The 25,988-nt window shown below is 70.8% G+C and carries 20 protein-coding genes; 16 read left to right on the forward strand and 4 right to left on the reverse strand.

Annotated elements, in window-relative coordinates:
* Window positions 1-28 precede the first annotated feature (28 nt).
* From IEZ05_RS33815 to serA, 5 genes are all read left to right on the forward strand, one after another.
* Window positions 29-3,112, forward strand: coding sequence for a putative bifunctional diguanylate cyclase/phosphodiesterase (locus IEZ05_RS33815; protein WP_189234136.1), 3,084 nt, complete (start codon window positions 29-31; stop codon window positions 3,110-3,112).
* Window positions 3,113-3,355: 243 nt separating this feature from the next.
* Entirely contained in the window at window positions 3,356-5,203 is a 1,848-nt protein-coding gene (locus tag IEZ05_RS33820; RefSeq protein WP_189234137.1) for an acetolactate synthase large subunit, read from the forward strand.
* Between the two features lie 21 nt (window positions 5,204-5,224).
* Window positions 5,225-5,749: an acetolactate synthase small subunit gene (gene ilvN / locus IEZ05_RS33825; RefSeq protein WP_189234138.1), complete on the forward strand. Its 525-nt coding sequence runs from the start codon at window positions 5,225-5,227 to the stop codon at window positions 5,747-5,749.
* A 118-nt stretch (window positions 5,750-5,867) separates the two neighbouring features.
* Window positions 5,868-6,866: a ketol-acid reductoisomerase gene (gene ilvC, locus IEZ05_RS33830; protein WP_189234139.1), complete on the forward strand. Its 999-nt coding sequence runs from the start codon at window positions 5,868-5,870 to the stop codon at window positions 6,864-6,866.
* A 268-nt stretch (window positions 6,867-7,134) separates the two neighbouring features.
* Window positions 7,135-8,724, forward strand: a complete 1,590-nt coding sequence (gene serA, locus IEZ05_RS33835; protein ID WP_189234140.1) for a phosphoglycerate dehydrogenase — start codon at window positions 7,135-7,137, stop codon at window positions 8,722-8,724.
* 8 nt (window positions 8,725-8,732) lie between these two features.
* On the opposite strand, the gene IEZ05_RS33840 is transcribed toward serA, so the two are convergent.
* A complete protein-coding gene (locus IEZ05_RS33840) occupies window positions 8,733-10,280 on the reverse strand; it encodes an MFS transporter (RefSeq protein ID WP_189234141.1) in 1,548 nt (515 codons plus the stop codon).
* Between the two features lie 83 nt (window positions 10,281-10,363).
* On the opposite strand from IEZ05_RS33840, the gene IEZ05_RS33845 reads away from it, so the two are divergent.
* Window positions 10,364-10,954, forward strand: coding sequence for a TetR/AcrR family transcriptional regulator (locus IEZ05_RS33845; RefSeq protein ID WP_189234142.1), 591 nt, complete (start codon window positions 10,364-10,366; stop codon window positions 10,952-10,954).
* Here IEZ05_RS33845 and IEZ05_RS33850 read toward each other — a convergent pair.
* Window positions 10,935-12,173, reverse strand: a complete 1,239-nt coding sequence (locus IEZ05_RS33850) for a PucR family transcriptional regulator (RefSeq protein WP_189234143.1) — start codon at window positions 12,171-12,173, stop codon at window positions 10,935-10,937. The two genes, IEZ05_RS33845 and IEZ05_RS33850, sit on opposite strands and share 20 nt — an antisense overlap.
* Before the next feature lie 164 nt (window positions 12,174-12,337).
* Between IEZ05_RS33850 and IEZ05_RS33855 the strand changes: the two genes are divergently transcribed.
* Window positions 12,338-13,264: a proline dehydrogenase family protein gene (locus IEZ05_RS33855; protein WP_189234144.1), complete on the forward strand. Its 927-nt coding sequence runs from the start codon at window positions 12,338-12,340 to the stop codon at window positions 13,262-13,264.
* Window positions 13,265-13,310: 46 nt separating this feature from the next.
* Complete coding sequence (gene pruA, locus IEZ05_RS33860; protein ID WP_189234145.1) at window positions 13,311-14,942, forward strand: L-glutamate gamma-semialdehyde dehydrogenase; 1,632 nt, start codon at window positions 13,311-13,313, stop codon at window positions 14,940-14,942.
* A gap of 65 nt (window positions 14,943-15,007) precedes the next feature.
* Here the strand turns inward: pruA and IEZ05_RS33865 are convergent, their stop codons facing one another.
* Window positions 15,008-15,214, reverse strand: a complete 207-nt coding sequence (locus IEZ05_RS33865; protein WP_189234146.1) for a DUF5988 family protein — start codon at window positions 15,212-15,214, stop codon at window positions 15,008-15,010.
* Window positions 15,215-15,543: 329 nt separating this feature from the next.
* On the opposite strand from IEZ05_RS33865, the gene IEZ05_RS36895 reads away from it, so the two are divergent.
* The 3 genes from IEZ05_RS36895 to IEZ05_RS33875 all read left to right on the forward strand — a co-directional run bounded on the left by IEZ05_RS36895 (window position 15,544) and on the right by IEZ05_RS33875 (window position 18,155).
* On the forward strand, window positions 15,544-15,675 hold the full coding sequence (locus IEZ05_RS36895; RefSeq protein WP_077799388.1) for a hypothetical protein: 132 nt from the start codon (window positions 15,544-15,546) through the stop codon (window positions 15,673-15,675).
* Between the two features lie 87 nt (window positions 15,676-15,762).
* Window positions 15,763-16,806: a 3-isopropylmalate dehydrogenase gene (locus IEZ05_RS33870; protein ID WP_189234147.1), complete on the forward strand. Its 1,044-nt coding sequence runs from the start codon at window positions 15,763-15,765 to the stop codon at window positions 16,804-16,806.
* 260 nt (window positions 16,807-17,066) lie between these two features.
* Window positions 17,067-18,155, forward strand: a complete 1,089-nt coding sequence (locus tag IEZ05_RS33875) for a branched-chain amino acid aminotransferase (RefSeq protein ID WP_189234148.1) — start codon at window positions 17,067-17,069, stop codon at window positions 18,153-18,155.
* Window positions 18,156-18,368: 213 nt separating this feature from the next.
* Here the strand turns inward: IEZ05_RS33875 and IEZ05_RS33880 are convergent, their stop codons facing one another.
* Entirely contained in the window at window positions 18,369-19,826 is a 1,458-nt protein-coding gene (locus IEZ05_RS33880; protein ID WP_189234149.1) for a cytosine permease, read from the reverse strand.
* A gap of 144 nt (window positions 19,827-19,970) precedes the next feature.
* Between IEZ05_RS33880 and ureA the strand changes: the two genes are divergently transcribed.
* From ureA to cimA, 5 genes are all read left to right on the forward strand, one after another.
* Window positions 19,971-20,675 (forward strand): urease subunit gamma, encoded by a 705-nt coding sequence (ureA, locus tag IEZ05_RS33885; protein ID WP_189234150.1) that lies wholly within the window; start codon window positions 19,971-19,973, stop codon window positions 20,673-20,675.
* Window positions 20,672-22,384 carry an urease subunit alpha gene (locus IEZ05_RS33890; protein WP_189234151.1) on the forward strand — a complete coding sequence of 571 codons (1,713 nt, stop codon included), beginning with the start codon at window positions 20,672-20,674 and terminating at the stop codon, window positions 22,382-22,384. The genes ureA and IEZ05_RS33890 overlap by 4 nt, the downstream gene beginning before the upstream one ends.
* 14 nt (window positions 22,385-22,398) lie before the next feature.
* Window positions 22,399-23,418, forward strand: a complete 1,020-nt coding sequence (locus tag IEZ05_RS33895) for an agmatine deiminase family protein (RefSeq protein ID WP_189234152.1) — start codon at window positions 22,399-22,401, stop codon at window positions 23,416-23,418.
* 10 nt (window positions 23,419-23,428) lie between these two features.
* On the forward strand, window positions 23,429-24,031 hold the full coding sequence (locus IEZ05_RS33900) for a TetR/AcrR family transcriptional regulator (protein WP_189234153.1): 603 nt from the start codon (window positions 23,429-23,431) through the stop codon (window positions 24,029-24,031).
* Between the two features lie 309 nt (window positions 24,032-24,340).
* On the forward strand, window positions 24,341-25,945 hold the full coding sequence (gene cimA / locus IEZ05_RS33905) for a citramalate synthase (RefSeq protein WP_189234154.1): 1,605 nt from the start codon (window positions 24,341-24,343) through the stop codon (window positions 25,943-25,945).
* Window positions 25,946-25,988 lie beyond the last annotated feature (43 nt).

Consider the following 25,988-nt stretch of genomic DNA (forward strand, 5'->3'; position numbering starts at 1 on the left):
ACGCGGCGGCGCGGACCGGGAGGTCCCGGTGAGTCCGCCCACGTCCGTGTCCACGCTGGACGGAGCGCCGCGGACGACGACTCCGTCCGGACCCCTGCCGCCCGCGCCGACGCCGCACGTCGGCGGGCCCGCCCTCTTCCGCCAGCTCGCCCTGGCCGTGGTCTGCGCGGCGTACGCCGTCGGTTCCGCGTTCGGCTGGGGTTCCGAGTACGTCGCGACGATCATGGGCGATTTCGGGCTGAGCGCCGCCGCCGGCGCCGCAGCCGTCTCCTGCTTCGTCTACGCCCGCGGCCACCGGGTCCGCTTCCGGCCCGCCTGGCTCCTGTTCGCCCTCTCCTCGGCGATGGCGGCCCTGGGCAACCTGGTCTGGGGCTGGTACGAGGTCGTCCTGCGGCAGCCGGTGCCCAGCCCCAGCTACGCCGACCTGTTCTTCCTGTGCTTCGCGCCGCCCGCGATCGTGGGACTGCTGGTGCTGGCCAAACGACCGGTGACCAAGGCGGGTTGGATCTGCCTCGGGCTGGACGCCTGGCTGATCGGCGGTTCGCTGCTGACCCTGGCCTGGAGCCTGGCGCTCGCCCAGGCGGCGAAGGCCGAGGGTGGTTCCAGCGTGGCGCACGCCGCGCTCTCCGTGGCGTATCCGCTGCTCGACATCGCCCTGATCAGCATGGTGCTCGCGCTGCACTTCAGGCGTTCGCCCGTGGGACGGTCCACGGTCAACACCGCCATCGGCGCGCTCGCACTGACGGTGATGTGCGACGCCCTGTTCACCTCGCCGCTGCTGCACAACAACTACCGCTCCGGCCAGTTGCTCGACGCCGGCTGGTTCGCGGGCTCGCTGCTGCTGGCCTACGCCCCCTGGGCCACGTCGTGGCGCGGACGGCCGCGGGGCGAGGAGGGAGCCGGCGGCCACACGCGGGTGGTCCACGAGCACGTGCCGGGCCGGCGTCCGGCGGACCCTCGTCCGGTGCCCGCCGCCCAGCCCGCGTCGACGCCGGGTGACGAGCACAGCCGCTACCCGGCATCCCGGCCCATCGCCGGGTCGCTGGCCGCGCTGACTCCCTACCTCGCCGCCGCGGTCTGCACCCTGGGGATCCTCTACAACGTCCTCAACGGCCGCAGCGTCGACCGTGTGGTGCTGCTGACCTGCGGCACGGTGGTGCTCGCGCTGGTCGTACGCCAGGGCATCATGCTGCTCGACAACATCACCCTCACCCAGGAACTGGCCCAGAAGGAGAACCACTTCCGTTCCCTGGTACAGGGCTCCAGCGACGTCATCATGATCGCCGCGCCCAACGGCATCCTCCGCTACGTCTCCCCGGCCGCCGCCGGGGTCTACGGCCGTCCGGCGGAGGACCTCGTCGGCAGCGAGCTGGCCGGGCTCATCCACCCGGAGGACCTCGGCTGCGTCGTGCACGAGGTGCGCCGCTTCCTCGCCGCCGACCCGGTCGAGGAACCCACCACGCGCATCGAGTGCCGCTTCCGGTCCGGGGACGGCGGCTGGCTCAACGTCGAGTCGACCGTCAACCGGCACCACGGGGGCCTCATCTTCAACAGCCGGGACGTGACGGAAAGAGTGCGCCTCCAGGCGCAGCTCCAGCACAACGCCGAGCACGACCCGCTCACCGACCTGCCCAACCGCGCCCTGTTCACCCGGCGCGTCCAGCAGGCCCTGTCCGGCCGCCGCGCCTCCGACCGGGGCGCCGCCCTGCGCGGCACGGCGGTGCTCTTCATCGACCTCGACGGCTTCAAGGCGGTCAACGACACCATCGGGCACCAGGCCGGGGACGAGCTCCTCGTCCAGGCCGCGCGCAGACTCCAGGAGGCCGTCCGCAAGGGGGACACCGCCTCCCGGCTGGGCGGCGACGAGTTCGCCGCCCTGATCGCCGGGGACGGCACCCGCGACCGGGCCGCACGGGAGGGCCACATCCTGGAGCTCGCCGACCGCCTCAGGACGACGCTCTCGCAGCCCTACCTCATCGACGGCAACGATGTCCGCGTCAACGCCTCCATCGGCGTCGCGTTCGCCGAACCGGGCCTCGGCGCGGGCGAGCTGCTGCGCAACGCCGACCTCGCCATGTACCGCGCCAAGGCGGGCGGCAAGGGACGCGTCGAGCTGTACCGCCCGCAGATGCAGCAGGACGTCGTACGCAAGGCCGAGCTGGCCGGCCGGCTGCGGGCCGCGCTGCACGACGGCGAGTTCGCGCTGCTGCACCAGCCGGTGGTGTCCCTGACGGACGGCCGGATCACGTCCGTCTGCGCCCAGGCGCGCTGGCGCTCGTCCCAGGGGGTGCTGTTCACCCCCGCCGAGTTCCTGCGGGTCACCGAGGACGGCGACAAGACGGCCGAGCTGGACCGCTGGGTGCTCCAGGAGGCCGTCGAGCAGGCCGCGGAACGCGCGGCGGCGGGCCTGTCGGTGCCGGTGGCCGTGCGCATCGGCGCCCGCCGGCTGCTCGACCGCTCCATGCCGCTGGGCTCCGTGGAGGCCCTGCTCACCCGGCACGGGCTGCCGCCGGGTTCCCTGGTGATCGAGCTGTCCGACACCGACCCCCGGGTCGGCCTGGACGAACTGGAGCGCCGGCTCAACGCCCTGCGGCGGGTCGGCGTCCGGATCACCCGCGACGGCTTCGGCAGCGGCTACGCGGCGATCACCGCCCTCAGGCGGCTCCCCGTCGACGTCCTCAAGCTGGACCGCAGCCTGGTCGAGGGCGTCGTCGAGTCCGCGCGGCTGCACAAGATCACCAGTGGGCTGCTGCGTATCGCCACCGACCTCGGACTCGCGTCCGTGGCCGACGGCGTGGACCTGCCCGAGCAGATCGTCGCCCTGCGGGCGATGGGCTGCACGCACGGGCAGGGCATGGCCTTCTCCGGGCCGCTGGACGAGCACCGGCTGCGCAGAGCGCTCGCAACCGGCCACTACCCGGTGCCGCACGGACCGGCCGAACCGGTGTTCGCCGGCGGTGGCGCGGGGGTGTACACCAACACCGTCGGCGCGGGCGTCGGCAACGCTCCCACCAGCCCGGTCGTCGGTGGTGTGGGCTCCGGGATGCCTGCCGTCCTGGGAGGTGGAACGGCCCTGCGCTCACATAATGAGACGCCCGTCCCACCCACTTGACAGTGAGTGCGTGCCGGGGGGAGGGTCAGTGCCATGCGCACCCGAATTCTCGTACTTGGAAAGCGCGTCGGCTGAAGCTGGTGACGTCCGGACCGACCCGGACTCCCAGCGACCCACACCCGGCGCGCTCCCCTCGCTTGCCTTATGGCACGAGGGGTTTTTTGTTGCACAGGCACCTGCCGAGCAGCAGCCGCAGATCGCCCAATCCTCGCAAAAACCCTCAGCATCGAGAAGAGAATGCCGATGACCGAGCAGGCCACCGGGGCCCATCACCCGCAGCCGCGGCCCCGATCCGGAGGACACCAGTCCGCTCCCGAGCACGTCACGGGTGCGAAGTCCCTCATCCGCTCGCTTGAGGAGGTCGGGGTCGACACCGTATTCGGCATTCCCGGGGGCACGATCCTCCCCGCGTACGACCCGATGATGGACTCCAGCCGGGTGCGCCACGTGCTCGTCCGTCACGAGCAGGGTGCGGGCCACGCGGCCACCGGTTACGCGCAGGCGACCGGAAAGGTCGGCGTCTGCATGGCGACCTCGGGCCCCGGCGCCACCAACCTGGTGACGCCGATCGCCGACGCAAACATGGATTCGGTGCCGCTGGTCGCGATCACCGGCCAGGTCGTCACCAAGGCGATCGGTACGGACGCCTTCCAGGAGGCGGACATCGTCGGCATCACGATGCCGATCACCAAGCACAGCTTCCTGGTCACCAAGGCCGAGGACATCCCGAAGACGATCGCCGAGGCGTTCCACATCGCCTCGACCGGCCGCCCCGGTCCGGTCCTCGTCGACATCCCGAAGGACGTGCTGCAGGCGCAGACGACCTTCTCCTGGCCGCCGGTCATGGACCTGCCCGGCTACCGCCCGGTCACCAAGCCGCACGCCAAGCAGATCCGCGAGGCGGCCAAGCTGATCACCGCCGCGAAGCGCCCCGTGCTCTACGTCGGCGGCGGCGTCCTCAAGGCCCGGGCCACCGCCGAGCTGAAGGTCCTCGCCGAACTCACCGGAGCGCCCGTCACCACCACCCTGATGGCGCTCGGCGCATTCCCCGACAGCCACCCGCTGCACGTGGGAATGCCGGGCATGCACGGTGCGGTCACCGCCGTCACCGCGCTGCAGAAGGCCGACCTGATCGTCGCCCTCGGAGCCCGCTTCGACGACCGCGTCACCGGCAAGCTGGACAGCTTCGCCCCGTACGCCAAGATCGTCCACGCCGACATCGACCCGGCGGAGATCGGCAAGAACCGCGAGGCCGACGTGCCGATCGTCGGTGACGCCCGCGAGGTCATCGCCGACCTGGTCCAGGCCGTCCAGAAGGAGCACAGCGAGGGCAACCGGGGCGACTACACCGCCTGGTGGAAGGACCTCAGCCGCTGGCGCGACACCTACCCCCTGGGCTACGACCAGCCCGAGGACGGCTCGCTCTCCCCGCAGGCGGTCATCGAGCGCATCGGACAGCTGGCGCCCGAGGGCACGATCTTCGCGGCCGGCGTCGGTCAGCACCAGATGTGGGCCGCGCACTTCGTCCAGTACGAGCAGCCCGCCACCTGGCTGAACTCGGGCGGCGCCGGAACCATGGGCTACGCCGTCCCGGCCGCCATGGGCGCCAAGGCCGGCGTCCCCGACCGGACCGTCTGGGCGATCGACGGCGACGGCTGCTTCCAGATGACGAATCAGGAACTGACCACCTGCGCCCTGAACAACATCCCGATCAAGGTCGCCATCATCAACAACGGCGCCCTCGGCATGGTCCGCCAGTGGCAGACCCTGTTCTACAACCAGCGGTACTCCAACACGGTGCTGCACTCCGGTCCCGAGGACATCAACCCGGACGCCCGCGGCACCCGCGTCCCCGACTTCGTCAAGCTGTCGGAGGCCATGGGCTGCTACGCCATCCGCTGCGAGGACCCCGCCGATCTCGACAAGGTGATCGAGGAGGCGAACTCCGTCAACGACCGCCCCGTCGTCGTCGACTTCATCGTCCACGAGGACGCGATGGTCTGGCCGATGGTGGCCGCCGGCACCTCCAACGACGAGATCATGGCCGCCCGGGACGTCCGCCCCGACTTCGGCGACAACGAAGACGACTGAGCGAGAGAGACCGAAGAGACCATGTCCAAGCACACGCTCTCCGTCCTGGTGGAGAACACCCCCGGCGTCCTGGCGCGGATCACCGCCCTCTTCTCCCGCCGCGGCTTCAACATCGACTCGCTCGCCGTCGGCGTCACCGAGCACCCCGACATCTCCCGCATCACCATCGTCGTGAGCGTCGAGGACTTCCCGCTCGAGCAGGTGACCAAGCAGCTCAACAAGCTGGTCAACGTGCTCAAGATCGTCGAGCTGGAGCCGACCCAGGCCGTGCAGCGCGAACTCGTTCTGGTGAAGGTGCGCTCCGACAACGAGACGCGCTCCCAGATCGTCGAGATCGTCCAGCTCTTCCGCGCCAAGACGGTCGACGTCTCCCCGGAGGCCGTCACCATCGAGGCCACCGGCAGCAGCGACAAGCTGTCCGCCATGCTCAAGATGCTGGAACCGTACGGCATCAAGGAACTCGTCCAGTCCGGCACGATCGCCATCGGCCGGGGCGCCCGTTCGATCACGGACCGTTCGCTGCGCGCACTCGACCGGTCCGCATAACGACGGAAACGGGCGGCCGGCGCCACGCCCGGCCGCCCGCATTCCGAGACCCCGAAACTTCCCTTCCCCTCACCGGCATACGGTGGGACGCAACACCTGCACACAAGGAGAGAACCCAGTGGCCGAGCTGTTCTACGACGCCGACGCCGACCTGTCCATCATCCAGGGCCGCAAGGTCGCGGTCATCGGTTACGGCAGCCAGGGCCACGCCCACGCCCTGTCGCTGCGCGACTCCGGCGTCGACGTGCGCGTCGGTCTGCACGAAGGCTCCAAGTCCAAGGCCAAGGCCGAGGAGCAGGGCCTGCGCGTGGTGAGCCCGTCCGAGGCCGCCGCCGAGGCCGACGTCATCATGATCCTCGTCCCGGACCCCATCCAGGCCCAGGTCTACGAGGAGCACATCAAGGACAACCTGAAGGACGGCGACGCGCTGTTCTTCGGCCACGGCCTCAACATCCGCTACGGCTTCATCAAGCCCCCGGCCGGCGTGGACGTCTGCATGGTCGCCCCGAAGGGCCCGGGCCACCTGGTGCGCCGTCAGTACGAGGAGGGCCGCGGCGTTCCGTGCATCGCCGCCGTCGAGCAGGACGCGACCGGCAACGCCTTCGCGCTGGCCCTGTCGTACGCGAAGGGCATCGGCGGCACCCGCGCCGGCGTCATCAAGACGACCTTCACCGAGGAGACCGAGACCGACCTGTTCGGCGAGCAGGCCGTCCTCTGCGGTGGCACCGCGGCCCTGGTCAAGGCGGGCTTCGAGACGCTGACCGAGGCGGGCTACCAGCCGGAGATCGCCTACTTCGAGTGCCTGCACGAGCTGAAGCTGATCGTGGACCTCATGTACGAGGGCGGCCTGGAGAAGATGCGCTGGTCGATCTCCGAGACCGCCGAGTGGGGCGACTACGTCACCGGCCCGCGGATCATCACGGACGCCACCAAGGCCGAGATGAAGAAGGTCCTCGCCGAGATCCAGGACGGCACGTTCGCCAAGAACTGGATGGACGAGTACCACGGCGGTCTGAAGAAGTACAACGAGTACAAGCAGCAGGACTCCGAGCACCTGCTGGAGACCACCGGCAAGGAGCTGCGCAAGCTCATGAGCTGGGTCGACGAGGAGGCGTAAGCCTCACGGCCGAAGGGGCCGGAGCACATCGCTCCGGCCCCTTCGGCGAACCCGGGGTAACGTCGTACGCACGGCGTTGTCCATCCCGTCCAGCCACGGACGGGTGATCCTTCCGCAGAGGCGCAGGACGACCTCCGCCACGCCACTAGACTGCTGCAGAACATACGCGTCAGGCTCACAGCGTCGTGCGTCTTCCACGCGGCCACTCAACCCTCCACCGCCTGCGGCCGTCGGGACGGCCGTCCGCATTGGACTTGTGAGGACTCACGTGAGCTCGAAACCCGTCGTACTCATCGCTGAAGAGCTGTCGCCCGCGACCGTGGACGCGCTTGGCCCCGACTTCGAGATCCGCCACTGCAACGGCGCGGACCGGGCCGAACTGCTGCCCGCCATCGCCGACGTGGACGCGATCCTGGTCCGCTCCGCCACCAAGGTCGACGCCGAGGCCATCGCCGCCGCCAAGAAGCTGAAGGTCGTCGCACGAGCCGGCGTCGGCCTGGACAACGTGGACGTCTCCGCCGCCACCAAGGCCGGCGTGATGGTCGTGAACGCCCCGACCTCCAACATCGTCACCGCCGCCGAACTGGCCTGCGGTCTGCTCGTCGCCACCGCCCGCAACATCCCGCAGGCCAACGCCGCGCTCAAGAACGGCGAGTGGAAGCGCAGCAAGTACACCGGCGTCGAGCTCGCCGAGAAGACCCTCGGCGTCGTCGGCCTCGGCCGCATCGGCGCCCTCGTCGCGCAGCGCATGTCCGCCTTCGGCATGAAGGTCGTCGCCTACGACCCCTACGTGCAGCCCGCGCGCGCCGCGCAGATGGGCGTCAAGGTGCTGTCGCTGGACGAGCTCCTCGAGGTCTCCGACTTCATCACCGTCCACCTGCCCAAGACCCCCGAGACCCTCGGCCTGATCGGCGACGAGGCGCTGCGCAAGGTCAAGCCGAGCGTCCGCATCGTCAACGCCGCGCGCGGCGGCATCGTCGACGAGGAGGCGCTGTACTCGGCGCTGAAGGAGGGCCGCGTCGCCGGCGCCGGCCTGGACGTGTACGCCAAGGAGCCCTGCACCGACTCGCCGCTGTTCGAGTTCGACCAGGTCGTCTGCACCCCGCACCTCGGTGCCTCCACCGACGAGGCTCAGGAGAAGGCCGGCATCGCCGTCGCCAAGTCGGTGCGCCTCGCCCTCGCCGGCGAGCTGGTCCCCGACGCGGTGAACGTCCAGGGCGGCGTCATCGCCGAGGACGTCAAGCCGGGTCTGCCGCTCGCCGAGCGCCTCGGCCGCATCTTCACCGCGCTGGCCGGCGAGGTCGCCGTCCGCCTCGACGTCGAGGTCTACGGCGAGATCACCCAGCACGACGTGAAGGTGCTGGAGCTCTCCGCCCTCAAGGGTGTCTTCGAGGACGTCGTCGACGAGACCGTGTCCTACGTCAACGCCCCGCTGTTCGCCCAGGAGCGCGGCGTCGAGGTCCGCCTGACCACCAGCTCCGAGTCGGCCGACCACCGCAACGTGGTCACCGTGCGCGGCACCCTCTCCGACGGCCAGGAGGTGTCGGTCTCCGGCACGCTGGCCGGCCCGAAGCACGTGCAGAAGATCGTCGCCATCGGCGAGTACGACGTCGACCTCGCCCTCGCCGACCACATGGTGGTGCTGCGCTACGAGGACCGTCCGGGTGTCGTCGGCACCGTCGGCCGGGTCATCGGCGAGGCGGGCCTGAACATCGCCGGCATGCAGGTCGCCCGCGCGACCGTCGGCGGCGAGGCCCTCGCGGTGCTGACCGTCGACGACACGGTGCCCTCCGGGGTGCTGACGGAGGTCGCCTCGGAGATCGGCGCGGCGTCCGCACGGTCGGTGAACCTGGTCTGACGTCTTCTTCAGACGCCGGACGGGCTGAGCGAGTCGGCCTGTCCGGCGTTTGCCGTTTCCGCCTCCTCGCGCACCCGGATCCCGCGCAGTGCTCGCGCCGCGGGGACGGCCGCCACCAGCAGCAGCACCGCACCCGCGACGGCCGCGCCCTGCATCCCGTGGGTGAACGCCGTCCGCGCCGCCGTCGCCAGCGCTTCTCCCGCGGTCCCGGGAAGGTCACGCGCGACGGCCAGCGCGCCGCCCAGAGTCTCCCGGGCCGCGTCCGGCGCCGCCGCCGGCATCTCGCGGTGGTACACGGCCGTGCCGACCGAACCGAGGACGGCCAGGCTCAGGGCGCCGCCGAACTCGGTGCCGGTCTCCATCAGGGAGGATGCCGCGCCGGCCTTGTCGACCGGTGCGGAGCTGAGCGCCAGGTCGGCTAGCTGGGACATCACCGCGACGATGCCGCTCGCCATGACCGCGCACGCACCCAGCAGCAGCCACAGGGAGTCGGTGCCGGAGAGGGCCAGCAGGCCGTACCCGGCCGCAGCGACCACGAATCCGCCCGCGACGACATACGCCCGATCCACGCCCCGCTGGACCAGCCGCATGGCGAGCGGCGCGGCAAGACCGATCGGCACCGACGGCAGCAGGGCCCACAGCGCGGCCTCCAGCGCGCTCTTGTCCAGCACCGACTGGAGGTACTGGGTGGTGTAGTAGGAGGAGCCCATCATCCCGAAGGCCGACACCAGGTTGAGGACGACGGCCGGGGTGAAGCCGCGGGTGCGGAACAGGTGCGGTGAGATCAGCGGGGACGCGGCGGTGCGCTGGCGGTGCACGAACAGTGCCGCGAAGAGCAGGCCGACGGTCACCGACATCACGTACTCCACGTGCCAGCCCTCGGTCGGGATCTCCTTCAGGCCGTAGATCACGGGCAGGACCGCGGCCATCGACAGCGGCACGCTCGGCAGGTCGAAGCGGCCGGCGCGGGGGCTGCGCGACTCCGGCAGCAGCACCGGGCCGAGGACCAGGAGCAGCGCCATCGCGGGCAGGTTGACCAGGAAGACCGAGCCCCACCAGAAGTACTCGACCAGCACGCCGCTCATCACCGAGCCGAGCGCGATGCCCGCCGTCATCACCCCGGACCACAACCCGATCGCCTTCGCGCGCTGCGAGGGGTCGGAGAACATCGTGCGGATCAGCGCCATCGTCGACGGCATCAGGGTCGCGCCGCCGATGCCGAGGACCGCACGGGCCGCGATGAGGGTCTCGGCGCTGTGCGCGTAGGCAGCCACCGCAGAGGCCGCGCCGAAGGCCGCCGCGCCGATCAGCAGCAGCCTGCGCCGCCCGATGCGGTCGCCCAGCGACCCCATCGTCATCAGCAGGCCGGCCAGGACGAAGCCGTAGATGTCGAAGATCCACAGCTGCTGCGTGCCGCTCGGTTCCAGATCTGCGCTGATCGAGGGGATGGCGAAGTACAGGACGGAGACGTCCATCGAGACCAGGAGCAGCGGCAGCATCAGGACGGCGAGCGCCGTCCACTCACGGCGCCCGGCGCGGGGCGGGTTCGTTGTCATGACGGCGACTGTACGCACGTCTTATACGCCTGTCTAGAACATTGTTTAAGACGTGCGTATGGAAGGGCGGGTAAGGTGAGGCCATGGGACACCGTGAGGATCTGCTCGAGGGCGCCAAGCGCTGCCTGCTGGAGAAGGGGTTCGCGCGTACCACCGCGCGGGACATCGTCAAGGAGTCGGGGACCAACCTGGCGTCCATCGGGTACCACTACGGCTCGAAGGACGTCCTGCTCGCACAGGCGTACATCGCGCTGATCGAGGGGATGGGGGGCGCCTTCGAAGGCGAGGGTCCCGCTCTGGACGACACCGAACCCGGCTCGGTCGAGCGGTTCCGGCAGGTGTGGTCCAACATCATCGGCACCATGCGGGAGCCCGGCTCGGTCTGGCGCCTCAGCATGGAGGTGCTGGTCATGGGCGACCGGATGCCCGAGCTGCGCGACCACCTCGGCCGCGCCCAGCGCGAGGCCGGACGCGGCATCATCCCCCTGCTCATGGGCGGCAGGGAGGAGGACGTGACGGACGAGACCACGGACACCCTGGGCGCCTTCTACGTCACCCTGATGACGGGCCTCATCGCGCAGTGGGCCTTCGATCCGAAGAGCGCGCCCGACGCCGACGCCCTGACCACGGGGCTCCGCCAGGTGATCGAGGCCGCTACAGCCGGCAGGCCTTGAGCGCCATGTGCAGCAGCAGCCGGTCCTCGCCGTCGTCCAGGTCCAGGCCCGTGAGCTGCTCCACGCGGGAGAGCCGGTAGTACAGCGTCTGCCGGTGGATGCCCAGCTCGGCGGCGGTGCGGCCGGCCTGTCCCGCGCGGTCGAGGTACACCTCGGCGGTGCGGGCCAGCTCGCGGTGGGCGGGGGAGAGCAGCGCCCGGACGGCGGGGTCGTGCGCGGACCGCGGGGGCAGCGCGGCCAGCAGACGGAACGGGCCGATGGACGCCCACTCGGCGACCGGACCGAACCGGGTCTCGGCGAGCGCCGCACGGGCCGCCGCCGACGCTTCCCACCAGGCGTCCGCCAGCTCACCCAGCCCGGTGCGCGGGGCGGCGACGCCCGCCGCGACCTTCGCCGACGCAGCGGCCCCCGCCGTCCCACGGGCCCGCTCCAGCAGCCGTCCCGCCGCCGACGTCGCCGGGGTCAGCACGTCCGTCGAGCGCAGCCGGACCAGCAGCGCCAGCGACCTGGCCGCCCCGCTCCACGGCACCGTGCACAGCGCCGTCGCCCCCGGCACCGTACGCACCGAGGGTGCGTCGTCGGGGTCGGCGGACGGCCAGGGGGTCACGCACACCACCGTGTGCAGGGTGTCCGCGCGGGCGCCGAGGGCGGTGCGCAGTTCGGTCACGGCCATGTCCCGCTGCCAGTCGCGCTCGGCGGTCAGGACGGCCCGCAGCTCCCGGCTGAGATCGGCGCCGTGCTGCGCCTCGTCCGCCAGCAGCGCGCCGATCCGGGCCGTCACCTCCATGGCCGCGGTGAGCTGCCGCTGTGTCGGTCCCGGATCGGTGTCCAGGAGCCAGACGTACCCGAGGACGACCCCCCGGTGCCGGACCGGCAGACAGATCCGCCCCCGGTACACCCCCGCCTCCGGGGTCGGCGGGATACGCACCGGGCCGGTCGCCCGGGTGATGCCGAAGCCCTCGAACCACGCCCGGACGGCCGCCGTCGAACGGCGGGTGAGGATCGAGCGGGTGCGCACCGGGTCCAGGGCGGAGGGGTCCAGCTCCCCCTCGCTGTCGTACGCGCCGAAGGCGATCAGCTCGAAGTCGCGGTTCTCCAGGGTCGCCGGCGCGCCGAGCAGCTCGGAGATCTCGTCGACCAGTTCCTGGTAGTCGCCCCGGGAGCCCCCGGGGCCTGCCGCACCTCTGGAATCCGACGTCACGCGGGCATTCTGCCGCATATGTGCCGACGCTTCATACATCTGTCTGAGAACCGTGGCACGGATGCGTGACAGCTGTCGATGGCCGACGATCGGGGAGGTCCTTAGATTTCACGGTGGTTCTCCGTGCCGTTCCCGAAACGTCGGGTATTGGCCTTGTGTTGCTTGGTAAGTGGAGGTGCCCCGTGCTGGGTCCCGTGATTCTCGCCGCGTCGCGCAGCGACAAGATGCGACGTCTGGTCTCGGCCGCGCCGGTGACCAAGCCGGTCGTCGACCGGTTCATCCCCGGCGAGACGGTCGACGAGATCGTGCCGATCATCCAGGACCTCACCGGCAAGGGCCTGGAGCTGACGATGGACGTCGTCGGCGAGGACATCACGAACCCCGCCCAGGCCGAGGCCGCCCGCGACGCCTACCTGGAGCTGATCGAGCGGCTCAAGCCGCTCGACCTCGGCACCCGCGCCGAGATGTCCGTGAAGCTGTCGATGTTCGGCCAGGCGCTGGACGGCGGCCACGAGCTGGCCCTGAAGAACGTCCGCCCGGTCGTCGAGGCCGCCGCCGAGATCGGCACCACGGTCACCCTGGACGCCGAGGACCACACCACCCTCGACTCGATGTTCGCCATCCACGAGGAGCTCCGCAAGGACGTCCCGGGGACCGGCTGCGTCATCCAGGCCTACCTCTTCCGCACCGAGGCCGACGCACGCCGCCTCGCCGAGAGCGGCAGTCGCGTACGGTTGGTGAAGGGCGCCTACAAGGAGCCCGCAGAGGTCGCCTACCAGCAGAAGCACGAGATCGACAAGGCGTACGTCCGCATCCTGCGCACGCTGATGGAGGGCGAGGGCTACCCGATGATCGGGTCCCACGACCCCCGCCTGATCTCCATCGCCCAGGAGCTGGCCCGGTCCGCCGGACGCAAGCTCGACGAGTACGAGTTCCAGATGCTGTACGGCATCCGGGGCGACGAGCACCTGCGACTGGCCGCCGAGGGTCACCGCATGCGCGTCTACACGGCCTACGGCACCGACTGGTACGGCTACTTCATGCGCCGTCTGGCGGAGAAGCCGGCGAACCTCCGGTTCTTCGTCCGCTCGATGGTCAGCAAGGGCTGAGCCCACCCGCTCGCAAGACCGCTCAGTTAAAGGAGTTACGGAACCCATGGACGCTGTGACCCAGGTCCCCGCCCCCGTCAACGAGCCGGTGCACGGCTACGCCCCCGGCTCGCCCGAGCGCGCCCGGCTGGAGGCCAAGCTCAAGGAGCTGGCCGACAACCCGATCGACCTGCCCTGCACCATCGGCGGGGTCAAGCGGATGGGCGGCGGCGAGCGCTTCGACGTCGTGCAGCCGCACAACCACAAGGCCCGCCTGGGTACGTACGCGAACGCCACCCAGCAGGACGCCCAGGACGCGATCGACGCCGCCCTGGCCGCCGCCCCGGCGTGGCGCGCGATGTCCTTCGACGACCGCGCGGCGATCATCCTGCGCGCCGCCGAGCTGCTGTCCGGCCCGTGGCGCGAGACCATCGCCGCCTCCACCATGCTCGGCCAGTCCAAGACGGCCCAGCAGGCCGAGATCGACAGCCCCTGCGAGCTCGTCGACTTCTGGCGCTTCAACGTCCACTACGCGCGGAACATCCTGGCCGAGCAGCCCCCGGCCAACTCGCCCGGCGTGTGGAACCGCATGGACCACCGCCCGCTGGAGGGCTTCGTCTACGCGATCACGCCGTTCAACTTCAGCGCGATCGCGGCCAACCTGCCCACCGCCCCGGCCCTGATGGGCAACGTGGTGGTCTGGAAGCCGTCCCCGACGCAGACCCACGCCGCCGTGCTGCTCATGGAGCTGCTGGAGGAGGCCGGTCTGCCCAAGGGCGTCATCAACCTGGTCACCGGTGACGGCCTGGCGGTCTCCGAGGTCGCCCTGAACCACCGCGACCTGGCCGGCATCCACTTCACCGGCTCGACCAAGACCTTCCAGCACCTGTGGAAGACGGTCGGCAACAACATCGAGAAGTACCGCACCTACCCGCGTCTGGTCGGCGAGACCGGCGGCAAGGACTTCCTGGTCGCCCACCCGTCGGCCGACCGCGCGGTGCTCAAGACCGCCCTGACCCGCGGTGCCTTCGAGTACCAGGGCCAGAAGTGCAGCGCCACCTCCCGCGCGTACATCCCGGCGTCCATCTGGAACGACGGGTTCAAGGAGGAGTTCGCCGCCGAGGTCGACTACCTCACCATGGGTGACGTCACCGACCTGTCGAACTTCATCGGCGCCGTCATCGACGAGCGGTCCTTCGCCAAGAACAAGGCCGCCATCGACCGCGCCAAGGAGGACGACGCCTGCACGATCGTCGCCGGCGGTTCCTACGACGACTCGGTCGGCTACTTCGTCCGCCCGACGGTCATCGAGTGCTCCGACCCGGAGAACGAGGTGTTCCGCACCGAGTACTTCGGCCCGATCCTCGCCGTGCACGTCTACGAGGACGACAAGTACGACGAGATGCTGACCCAGATGGAGTCGGTGTCCGACTACGCCCTCACCGGCTCGGTCATCTCCAACGACCGCGCGGCGGCGGCGTACACGATGGAGAAGCTGCGCTACGCGGCCGGCAACTTCTACATCAACGACAAGTCGACCGGTGCCGTCGTCGGTCAGCAGCCCTTCGGCGGCGGCCGTGCCTCCGGCACCAACGACAAGGCCGGTGCCCCGCAGAACCTGATGCGCTGGACGCTGACCCGCGCCATCAAGGAGACGCTGGTCGCGCCGACCGACTACACGTACCCGCACATGGGCTGACACCCGCACGCGAACGCCCGACGGGCCAGGTCTTCGGACCTGGCCCGTCCGCGTGTTTCCCGGCCCTAGCCGGGCATCTCGGTCCGCTCCCACCACTCGTACACCCGGAGCCTGCCCTCGGAGGTGTCCGCGTGGCGGTCGGTGGGCCTGAAGTGCTCGTAGCCGTTGCGCAGCTGGATCTTCAGGTCTTCTCCGGGTGTCGTGATCGGGACAACCCGGTCGGGCAGATCCTGCGGTCCGCCCTCGAGAAGTGCTCTGGCCGTGTCGCTCATGCCCTCACCGTTCCCGCGCCCGGAGCCCGATGCCACACGCCCTGCGGAGGATCAGTCGTGTGGAGCCGTACTCCTGCGACATCGCAGGTCGGCGCCGTGGGGCCCACTCCGCCGTCTCAGATAGTAGGAAGTCCGAGTAATTGTGCAGACAGGAGCGCGTCGCTCCCTTAGTTTTGTAGGAGCCGAACGCCTCGCTCGATCAAGCGAATGGCGGTCGTGAGCCGGGCCCCGTGCAGGCAATCCCTGCGGCCCCACGGCTCCCCGCCCCTTCCGGTGTCTCGTAACCCCTTTTCCGCACTCCGCATCTGTGTCGAAGGAGTCGATTCCCCATGGCCGAGACGACCGTCCGCCGCCGAGTCCGCCACACCTCCCGCACCAGCGACTCCGACCGCAAGAACGCCGCCGCCGCCCTCCAGCGCGCCCTCGACCGCCGGGACAACGGCGGCTCCACCGGCCACTGAGGACGGGCCAGCCCCGGGCAGGGACCCGCGGTGTCCGCATGCCGGACACCGCATGTCATCCCGTGGGACGAGGGGTAGGGTGCGGTCATGTCTCGCAGCCTCAATCTCGCAGTGATCCCGGGTGACGGCATCGGCCAGGAGGTCGTGGCCGAAGGTCTCAAGGTCCTCTCCGCCGTCCTTCCGCAGGATGTGAAGCTGGAGACCAAGGAGTTCGACTTCGGCGCCCGGCGCTACCACGCCACCGGTGAGACCCTCACCGACGCCGACCTCGACGCCCTCAAGGCGCACGACGCCATCCTGCTCGGCGCGATCGGCGACCCGTCGGTGCCGTCCGGCGTGCTGGAGCGCGGCTTCCTGCTCAAGCTCCGCTTCGCCTTCGACCACCACGTGAACCTCCGCCCGTCGAAGCTCCTGCCCGGTGTCGCCACCCCGCTCGCCGGCCAGCCGGAGATCGACTTCGTCGTCGTCCGCGAGGGCACCGAGGGCCCGTACACGGGCAACGGCGGCACCATCCGCAAGGGCACCGAGCACGAGGTCGCCACCGAGGTCTCCGTCAACACGGCCTACGGTGTCGAGCGCGTCGTCCGCGACGCCTTCGCCCGCGCCCAGGCCCGCCCGCGCAAGAAGCTGGCGCTGATCCACAAGAACAACGTGCTGACCTTCGCCGGTCACCTGTGGACCAACGTCTTCAACAAGGTGGCCGAGGAGTTCCCCGAGGTCACCACCGAGTACATGCACGTGGACGCGGCGACGATCTACCTCGTCACGCAGCCCGAGCGCTTCGACGTGATCGTCACCGACAACCTGTTCGGCGACATCATCACCGACCTGGCCGCGGCCGTCTCCGGCGGCATCGGCGTCGCCGCGAGCGGGAACATCAACCCGTCCGGCGAATTCCCCTCGATGTTCGAGCCGGTGCACGGTTCCGCGCCCGACATCGCCGGCCAGGGCAAGGCCGACCCGACCGCCACGGTCCTGTCCGTCGCCCTGCTGCTGCGCCATCTCGGCCACGAGGACGAGGCGACCCGGATCGAGGAGGCCGTCGCGGCCGACCTCGGCGAGCGTGTCGGCAAGCCCGGCCGCAGCACCTCCGAGATCGGCGACGCGCTCGCCGTACGAGTAGCCGGCTGACCGGGCCGCGCACTCGAAACACAACCTTTCGAAGCCGCCGGGTCCGAAAAACAAGGCGCCCGGCGGCTTTCTCCTGCGTCCGCCAGGTGCGACCATCGAATCCTGGGCCGCATTCACCCTGTTTCACCCGTCGCCACCCGCGCGCGATAATCGAACGCGAAGCCGCGACATGAGGGAATGCTCGGACGTCCTAGCACCGGCCACCGGCCGTACGGGCGTGAACGCGGCCCGTCACGACAACCGGTGAAGGACATCAACCCATGACGACGCCCACGATCGAGCTCAAGCCGTCCGCCAACCCGCTCTCCGACGCCGAGCGGGGGGCGATCCTGGCCAACCCGGGGTTCGGCCGCCACTTCACCGATCACATGGTGACGATCAAGTGGACGGAGGGCCGCGGCTGGCACGACGGCCAGCTCGTCCCGTACGCCCCGCTCTCCCTCGACCCGGCCACCATGGTCCTGCACTACGCGCAGGAGATCTTCGAGGGCCTGAAGGCCTACCGCCGGCCCGACGGATCCGTCGCCACCTTCCGTCCGGAGAAGAACGCGCAGCGCTTCCAGGCGTCCTCGCGCCGCCTCGGCATGCCCGAGCTGCCGGTGGAGACGTTCATCGAGGCGTGCGACGCGCTGGTGAGCCAGGACCAGAAGTGGGTTCCGGAGCACGGCGGCGAGGAGTCCCTCTACCTGCGCCCCTTCATGATCGCGACCGAGGTCGGCCTGGGCGTCAAGCCGGCCAACGAGTACCTCTTCCTCGTCATCGCCTCCCCGGCCGGCGCGTACTTCCCGGGCGGGGTCAAGCCGGTCTCCATCTGGGTCTCCGAGGACCGCGTCCGCGCCGTCCCGGGCGGCATGGGCGACGCCAAGACCGGCGGCAACTACGCCGCGTCGCTACTCGCGCAGGCCGAGGCCGCGGCGAAGGGCTGCGACCAGGTCTGCTACCTCGACGCGATCGAGCGCAAGTGGGTCGAAGAACTCGGCGGGATGAACCTGTACTTCGTGTACGGCGACAAGATCGTCACCCCGTCCCTCACCGGCTCCATCCTGGAGGGCGTCACCCGCGACTCCCTGCTCACCGTCGCCCGTGACCTCGGCTACGAGGCCGAGGAGGGCCGCGTCTCGGTGGAGCAGTGGCAGCGCGACTCGGAGAACGGCACCCTCACGGAGGTCTTCGCCTGCGGTACGGCGGCCGTGATCACGCCGGTCGGCACGGTGAAGCGGGCCGGTGCGGAGTGGCAGCAGAGCGGGGGCGAGCCGGGTGAGGTGACGCAGCGGCTGCGTGCGGCTCTGCTCGACATCCAGCGCGGGACGGTCGAGGACAAGCACGGCTGGATGCACCGTCTGGCGTGAGGCACCCGGCGCCGGGGGCGAACCCGCCGGGGGCTCCGCCCCCGGACCCCCGGCCTGTGCCCACCCACCACCCGACTCGGTCGGCCGGGAAGCGGGCGTACTCCGTCCGTTCCGGCGCGAAGATGACGTCGTCCCTACGCGCCCGCCGTGCGACTCGGTCGGCCGGGAAGCGGGGGCACCCCGTCCGTTCCGGTGCCGCGGAGGTGACGTCGCTCATGCGCGCTCCGCGTGTGACTCGGCCGGGTCGGGAGCGGGCGGCGCCGTCGTTTCGGCCTCCGGTGCCGCGGGCGCCACCGCGCCCTGCGTCGACAGCACGTAGACCACCCCGCCCACCAGGCCCGACAGCAGGAAGCTGCAGTCCACCCCGCCCGTGAACGCCAGCAGCGGGCCCTGGTACGTCGGCAGGGACACCGCCAGCACGCCGACGAGCGCGCCCGCCGCCCAGGCGACCGTGGCCGGGAGGTTCCAGCCCGCCCGGTACCAGTAGACGCCGCCCCGCGCCCGCCGGTTGAAGACCTGGAGGGCGTCGGCGTCGTACCGTCCGCCGGAGCGGACGAAGCCTATGAGGGTGATGACCGCCCAGGGCGTGCCGATCGCCGTGAGCAGCAGCACGAACGACGTCATCGCCGACTGCGCGTCCCACGCGTAGTGCCCGACGAAGACGCAGACCGTGGCGACGACGGCCACCGTGCAGGTGGCCCGGGCACGGGAGGCGCGCGGCAGGATGGCGTCCAGGTCCAGGCCCATCGAGTAGAGCATCAGCCCCGCGTTGCCGACCGACCCCGCGGAGGCGGCGAGCAGCAGCGGCACCAGGTACCAGCCGGGGGAGGCGTCGACCAGCGGACCCGCGTAGTCGAGCGCGCCGCGCGCCGCGAACGCCGTGAAGGTGCCGAAGAGCTGCGGCACCAGCAGGCCCAGCAGCAGCCCCAGCCAGGTCGCGTGCAGGACCCGGCGGGAGGAGAAGCGGGCCGGGGAGATGTAACGGGTGTAGTCGCCGAGCAGCGTGATGAAGGCGATCGGCCCGGACAGTCCGGCGGCCACGGCGGACAGCAGCCAGGTCGGCCAGAACCCGCCCAGCAGATAGCCGCCCGCCTCCGGCAGCGCGGCGGTCGTGAAGTCGGGGGCGTAGGCGATCACGCCCAGCACCAGCAGCGCCGTCATGCCGAAGGCCAGCACCCGCGACATGGCGAGCAGCACCCGGTAGCCGTAGACCGCGCCCGCGACGGTCGCCGCCGCGAGCAGCCCGTAGACGACGGCGTACGAGGCCCCGCCGTCCGGCAGTCCGAACAGCCGGCCGAGCACGCCCACCATGACGTCCCCGCCGATCCACACGGTCAGCGCGGTGTAGCCGAGGGCCAGCAGCAGGCCGACCACCGAGCCGACCAGCCGGCCGCGCACGCCGAACTGGGCACCGGAGGACGTCGACAGGTTGGTCGCGGTGCGCAGCGAGACCAGCGCGAGCGGGGCCGTGAACAGCGTGCCGACGACCGTTCCCGCCACCACCGAACTGACCGAGCCCCAGAAGTCGAGGCCGAAGGACGGCGGCAGCCAGCCGAAGACGATCACGCCCAGGCAGAGGTTGGACCCCAGCAGGATCGAGACCAGGTCCCGGGGCCCGCTGGTGCGTTCGGCTTCGGGGATGGTGTCGACACCGCGCTGTTCTATCGGCATGGCTGGTCTCCTTCGACGGCCGCCTGATGATTAGAGCGACGTTCAATGTGACGTCCGCCAAGGCTGTCCGTCAACGTTTCCGTTCCATGAATTCGACGTTTAGAGTGATGCTCTAATGCGTGGAAGGCAAGGAGGTGCCGCGTCGTGAGACTGACTCCCACGGAACGTGACCGGCTGCTGCTCTTCGGGGCGGCCGAACTGGCCCGTGCCCGCCGGGCCAGAGGGCTCCGGCTGAACGTCCCGGAGGCGACGGCCCTGATCGCGGACACCGTCTGCGAGGCCGCCCGCGACGGTGCCCGGCTCGCGGAGGCCGTCGAGCGCGCCCGGTCCGTGCTCGGACCCGACGACGTGCTGCCCGGTGTCGCCGACGTGGTCACCGAGGTGCACGTGGAGGCGGTCTTCGACGACGGCTCCCGGCTCGCGGTCGTCTCCGACCCCATCGGCGGCGGCCTGGGGGAGCGCGCCCCGGGTGCGCTGCTGCCCGGCCCGCAGCACGCCGAACCCGAGGCGGTGATCCGGCTGACCGTCACCAACACCGCCACCGTCCCGGTCTCCGTCACCTCCCACTTCCACTTCTTCGAGGCCAACCCGCGCCTGGACTTCGACCGCGAACGGGCCTACGGCATGCGCCTGGCCGTTCCCGCCGGGTCGTCGGTGCGCTTCGGGCCGGGGGAGAGCGCCGAGGTCGGGCTCGTGCCCATCGGCGGGCTCCGCGTCGCGATCGGGTTCGCCGGTCTGGTCGACGGCCCGCTGGACGCGCCGGGCGCGAAGGAGGAGGCCCTGCGCCGGGCCGCCGCCTGCGGCTACCTCGGCGTCACGGAAACACCTGATCAGGAGGTCGAGCGATGAGCCGTCCAGGAGGCCACCCCGCCGAGGCCCGCCGCCTCACCCCGTACGAGTACGCCGCGACCCACGGCCCCCGCGCCGGCGACCGCGTCCGCCTCGGCGACTCGGGGCTGACCGTCCGCGTCGAGTCCGACGCCCAGCGGTACGGCGACGAGTTCCTCGCCGGCTTCGGCAAGACCGCCCGCGACGGGCTGCACCTCAAGGCCGCCGCCGTCCGCGAGACCTGCGACGTCGTCATCAGCAACGTCGTCGTGATCGACGCGGCGCAGGGGATCCGGAAGGTCTCCATCGGCATCCGCGAGGGCCGGATCTGCTCCATCGGCCGGGCCGGCAACCCCGACACCCTCGACGGCGTCGACGTCGTGGTCGGCACGGGCACGTCCATCGTGTCCGGCGAGGGCCTCATCGCCACCGCCGGAGCCGTCGACACCCACGTCCACCTGCTCTCCCCGCGCATCATGGAGGCGTCGCTCGCGTCCGGTGTGACGACGATCATCGGCCAGGAGTTCGGCCCGGTCTGGGGCGTCGGCGTCAACTCGCCCTGGGCACTGAAGCACGCGTTCGGCGCGTTCGACGCCTGGCCGGTCAACATCGGCTTCCTGGGCCGGGGTTCCTCGTCCCACGAGGCGCCGCTCATCGAGGCCCTGGCCGAGGGCGGGGCCAGCGGATTCAAGGTGCACGAGGACATGGGCGCCCACACGCGCGCCCTCGACACCGCGCTGCGCGTCGCCGAGGAGCACGACGTCCAGGTCGCCCTGCACAGCGACGGCCTCAACGAATGCCTCTCCGTGGAGGACACCCTCCGCGTCCTGGAGGGCCGCACCATCCACGCCTTCCACATCGAGGGCTGCGGCGGCGGACACGTCCCCAACGTGCTGAAGATGGCAGGCGTCCCCAACGTCATCGGCTCCTCCACCAACCCCACCCTGCCCTTCGGCCGGGACGCGGTCGCCGAGCACTACGGCATGATCGTCTCCGTCCACGACCTCAAGACCGACCTGCCGGGCGACGCCGCCATGGCCCGCGACCGCATCCGCGCCGGGACCATGGGCGCCGAGGACGTGCTGCACGACCTGGGCGCGATCGGCATCACCTCCTCCGACGCGCAGGGCATGGGCCGGGCCGGCGAGACGGTCCGCCGTACCTTCGCGATGGCCGGCAAGATGAAGGCCGAGTTCGGCGCACCCGACGACGACAACGACAACGAACGCGTCCTGCGCTACATCGCCAAGCTGACCATCAACCCCGCCATCGCCCACGGGCTGTCCCACGAGGTCGGCTCGATCGAGGTCGGCAAGCTCGCCGACATCGTCCTGTGGCGCCCGGAGTACTTCGGCGCCAAGCCGCAGCTGGTCCTCAAGTCAGGCTTCCCGGCCTACGGCGTGGTCGGCGACCCGAACGCGGCCACCGACACCTGCGAACCCCTCGTCCTCGGACCGCAGTTCGGCGCGCACGGCGCCACCCCGGCCGACATCTCGGTGGCCTTCGTCGCGCAGGCCGCCCTCGACCAGGGCAACGACACCATGCCGACCCGCCGGCGCAGGGTCGCCGTACGCGGCACCCGCGGCATCGGACCGGCCGACCTGCGGCTGAACTCCCGTACCGGACAGGTCGACGTCGACCAGCGCACCGGCCTGGTCACCCTCGACGGCGACCCGCTGCGCTCCGAACCGGCCGACTCCGTCTCCCTCAACCGTCTCTACTTCCTCTGACCTGGGACACCTCCATGACCTTCCGCATGCCCCCCGAGTGGGCCCCGCACGAACGCACCTGGATGGCCTGGCCCGGCCCCAACCCGACGTTCACGAACGACGAGGAGCTGGCCGAGGCCCGGGCGGCCTGGGCGTCCGTCGCCCGCGCGGTGCGCCGTTTCGAGCCGGTGACGATGGTGCACGGGCCCGGCCAGGGAGACACCGCGCGCGAGCTGCTCGGCCCCGACGTCGACCTGGTGGAACGCGAGCTGGACGACGCCTGGATGCGGGACATCGGCCCCACCTTCGTGACGGACGGGCAGGGCGGTCTGGCCGCCGTGGACTGGGTGTTCAACGGCTGGGGCGCCCAGGACTGGGCCCGCTGGGAGCACGACTCCAAGATCGGCCGCCATGTCGCGGATCTCGCCGGTGTCCCCGTACTGAGCAGCACGCTCGTCAACGAGGGCGGCGCGATCCACGTCGACGGCGAGGGCACGGTCCTGCTGACCGACACCGTCCAGCTCGGCTCCGGCCGCAACCCCGGCTGGACCCGCGAGGAGGTCGAGGCGGAGATCCACGCCAAGCTCGGCACCACCAAGGCGATCTGGCTCCCGCACGGCCTGGCCGGCGACTACGGCACGTACGGCACCCAGGGCCACGTCGACATCGTCGCGGCCTTCGCGCGGCCGGGCACCGTCGTCGTGCACAGCCAGCGCGACCCCGGCCACCCCGACCACGCCCGCTCCCAGCTGTACCTGGACATCCTCCGTGGCCAGACCGACGCCAAGGGCCGTCGCCTGGAGGTCGTCGAGATCCCCGCCCCGACGGTCCTGAAGGACGAGGAGGGCGACTGGGTCGACTACTCGTACATCAACCACTACCTGTGCAACGACGGCGTCGTCCTCTGCGCCTTCGACGACCCGAACGACGAACTCGCGGCGGGCATCTTCCGCCGTCTGTTCCCCGAGCGCACAGTGACCCTGGTGGACGCGCGTACGATCTTCGCGGGCGGCGGAGGCATCCACTGCATCACACAGCAGCAGCCGAGGATCTAGGAGCGGGGACATGGCCGGTGGTGGGCGCAGGCAGGCCCCGCCGCGCGAGAACGTGCTCGCCGCCGCCATGGAGATGATCGCCGAGCGCGGCCTGGAGAAGCTCACCATGGCGGCGCTCGGCCGCGAGGTCGGCATGAGCAGCGGCCATCTCCTCTACTACTTCCACTCCAAGGACGAGCTGCTGCTGCGCACCCTGGAGTGGAGCGAGGGCCGCCTCGGCGCGGAGCGCGCCCGCCTGCTCACCCGGGCGGGCACGGCCCGCGAACGCCTCGACGCCTACGTCGACCTCTATGTGCCCGACGGCCACCGCGACCCGCACTGGACGCTGTGGCTGGAGGTGTGGAACCGCTCGCAGAACGCGGACGACGAGGCCCGCGACCGGCAGGCCGCCATCGAGGGCGCCTGGCACCGCGACCTCGTCGCCCTGCTCGCCGAGGGCGTCTCGCGCGGCGAGTTCCGCCCCGTCGACCCCGACCGTTTCGCGGCCCGCCTGCGCGCCCTCCTCGACGGTTTCGCCATCCACGTCGCGATCGGGCTGCGCGGGACGGACCGGGCGCAGGTCCTCGGCCACGTGAGGGAGTTCCTCACCGACGGTCTCTACGCGGAGGCCTGACGCGGACGCTCCCCGTTCGCATCCTGAGACGGACGGTGAGAAGCGGGACGGACTGTGCCAGACTGCCGCCGTGCTCTCGTTCGCCATGATTATTGGCAGCAGGCGCGCCGGTCCGCAGTGACCATCACGTACGACCAGGTACGGGTGGACACCGTCGTCCTCGACCCGCGCGCAGACCTCTCGCACCCGCGAGAGGTTTTTCGTTTTCCTGGCCCACCTCAAGCCGGGAAGAGAGCGCGAGGGATCATAGATGGACGGTGGAGCCGGTCATTCCGGTTGACCGAGATCCCCTACAGGAGCCTTCAGATCATGACCGCAACCAGCGAACTCGACGATTCGTTCCACGTCTTCGACACCACCCTGCGCGACGGCGCGCAGCGCGAGGGCATCAACCTCACGGTCGCGGACAAGCTGGCCATCGCACGGCACCTGGACGACTTCGGTGTGGGCTTCATCGAGGGCGGCTGGCCCGGCGCGAACCCCCGTGACACCGAGTTCTTCGCCCGCGCCCAGCAGGAGATCGACTTCCAGCACGCCCAGTTGGTCGCCTTCGGCTCCACCCGCCGCGCCGGAACGACCGCAGCCGAGGACCCCCAGGTCAGGGCGCTGCTGGAGTCCGGCGCCCAGGTGATCACGCTGGTCGCCAAGTCCCACGACCGGCACGTCGAACTGGCGCTGCGCACCACGCTCGACGAGAACGTGGCCATGGTCGCGGACACCGTCTCCCACCTGAAGGCCCAGGGCCGCCGGGTCTTCGTCGACTGCGAGCACTTCTTCGACGGCTACCGCGCCAACCCCGAGTACGCGAAGGCCGTCGTCCGCGCCGCCTCCGAGGCGGGCGCCGACGTCGTCGTCCTGTGCGACACCAACGGCGGCATGCTCCCGGCGCAGATCCAGGCCGTGGTCGCCACGGTGCTGGCCGACACCGGCGCCCGGCTCGGCATCCACGCCCAGGACGACACCGGGTGCGCGGTCGCCAACACCCTCGCGGCGGTCGACGCGGGCGCGACCCACGTGCAGTGCACGGCGAACGGCTACGGCGAGCGCGTCGGCAACGCCAACCTGTTCCCCGTGGTGGCCGCCCTCGAGCTGAAGTACGGCAAGAAGGTGCTGCCCGAGGGCCGGCTGCGCGAGATGACGCGGATCTCCCACGCCATCGCCGAGGTCGTCAACCTCACCCCCTCCACCCACCAGCCCTACGTCGGCGTCTCCGCCTTCGCGCACAAGGCCGGTCTGCACGCCTCAGCGATCAAGGTCGACCCGGACCTGTACCAGCACATCGACCCCGAGCTGGTCGGCAACACCATGCGCATGCTGGTCTCCGACATGGCCGGCCGCGCCTCCATCGAGCTCAAGGGCAAGGAACTCGGCATCGACCTCGGCGGCGACCGCGAACTGGTCGGCCGGGTCGTCGAGCGGGTCAAGGAGCGCGAGCTCAGGGGCTACACGTACGAGGCCGCGGACGCGAGCTTCGAACTCCTCCTGCGCGCGGAGGCCGAGGGCAGGAAGCTGGAGTACTTCGAGGTCGAGTCCTGGCGCGCGATCGTCGAGGACCGCCCCGACGGCACCCACGCCAACGAGGCCACCGTGAAGCTGTGGGCCAAGGGCGAGCGCATCGTCGCCACGGCCGAGGGCAACGGCCCGGTCAACGCCCTGGACCGCGCCCTGCGGGTCGCCCTGGAGAAGATCTACCCGGAGCTCGCCAAGCTCGACCTGGTCGACTACAAGGTCCGCATCCTGGAGGGCGTGCACGGCACCCAGTCCACGACCCGGGTCCTCATCTCCACGTCCGACGGGACGGGCGAGTGGTCCACGGTCGGCGTCGCGGAGAACGTCATCGCCGCGTCCTGGCAGGCGCTGGAGGACGCGTACACGTACGGCCTGCTGCGCGCGGGGGTCGCACCGGCCCGGTGAGCGAGGTTTCCCGGTCCTCACTGATGTCTCATTGGTGGGGATT

Source organism: Streptomyces flaveolus (assembly GCF_014648815.1).
Lineage (GTDB): Bacteria > Actinomycetota > Actinomycetes > Streptomycetales > Streptomycetaceae > Streptomyces > Streptomyces flaveolus.

Coding starts and splice junctions, on each gene's coding strand:
- IEZ05_RS33840 (WP_189234141.1), bottom strand. CDS start 10,280: ATGACAACGAACCCGCCCCGCGCCGGGCGCCGTGAGTGGACGGCGCTC.
- IEZ05_RS33870 (WP_189234147.1), top strand. CDS start 15,763: ATGTCTCGCAGCCTCAATCTCGCAGTGATCCCGGGTGACGGCATCGGC.
- IEZ05_RS33880 (WP_189234149.1), bottom strand. CDS start 19,826: ATGCCGATAGAACAGCGCGGTGTCGACACCATCCCCGAAGCCGAACGC.
- IEZ05_RS33900 (WP_189234153.1), top strand. CDS start 23,429: ATGGCCGGTGGTGGGCGCAGGCAGGCCCCGCCGCGCGAGAACGTGCTC.
- ilvN (WP_189234138.1), top strand. CDS start 5,225: ATGTCCAAGCACACGCTCTCCGTCCTGGTGGAGAACACCCCCGGCGTC.
- IEZ05_RS33865 (WP_189234146.1), bottom strand. CDS start 15,214: ATGAGCGACACGGCCAGAGCACTTCTCGAGGGCGGACCGCAGGATCTG.
- IEZ05_RS33850 (WP_189234143.1), bottom strand. CDS start 12,173: ATGCGGCAGAATGCCCGCGTGACGTCGGATTCCAGAGGTGCGGCAGGC.
- IEZ05_RS33845 (WP_189234142.1), top strand. CDS start 10,364: ATGGGACACCGTGAGGATCTGCTCGAGGGCGCCAAGCGCTGCCTGCTG.
- cimA (WP_189234154.1), top strand. CDS start 24,341: ATGACCGCAACCAGCGAACTCGACGATTCGTTCCACGTCTTCGACACC.
- IEZ05_RS36895 (WP_077799388.1), top strand. CDS start 15,544: ATGGCCGAGACGACCGTCCGCCGCCGAGTCCGCCACACCTCCCGCACC.
- IEZ05_RS33895 (WP_189234152.1), top strand. CDS start 22,399: ATGACCTTCCGCATGCCCCCCGAGTGGGCCCCGCACGAACGCACCTGG.
- IEZ05_RS33875 (WP_189234148.1), top strand. CDS start 17,067: ATGACGACGCCCACGATCGAGCTCAAGCCGTCCGCCAACCCGCTCTCC.
- IEZ05_RS33820 (WP_189234137.1), top strand. CDS start 3,356: ATGACCGAGCAGGCCACCGGGGCCCATCACCCGCAGCCGCGGCCCCGA.
- pruA (WP_189234145.1), top strand. CDS start 13,311: ATGGACGCTGTGACCCAGGTCCCCGCCCCCGTCAACGAGCCGGTGCAC.
- IEZ05_RS33890 (WP_189234151.1), top strand. CDS start 20,672: ATGAGCCGTCCAGGAGGCCACCCCGCCGAGGCCCGCCGCCTCACCCCG.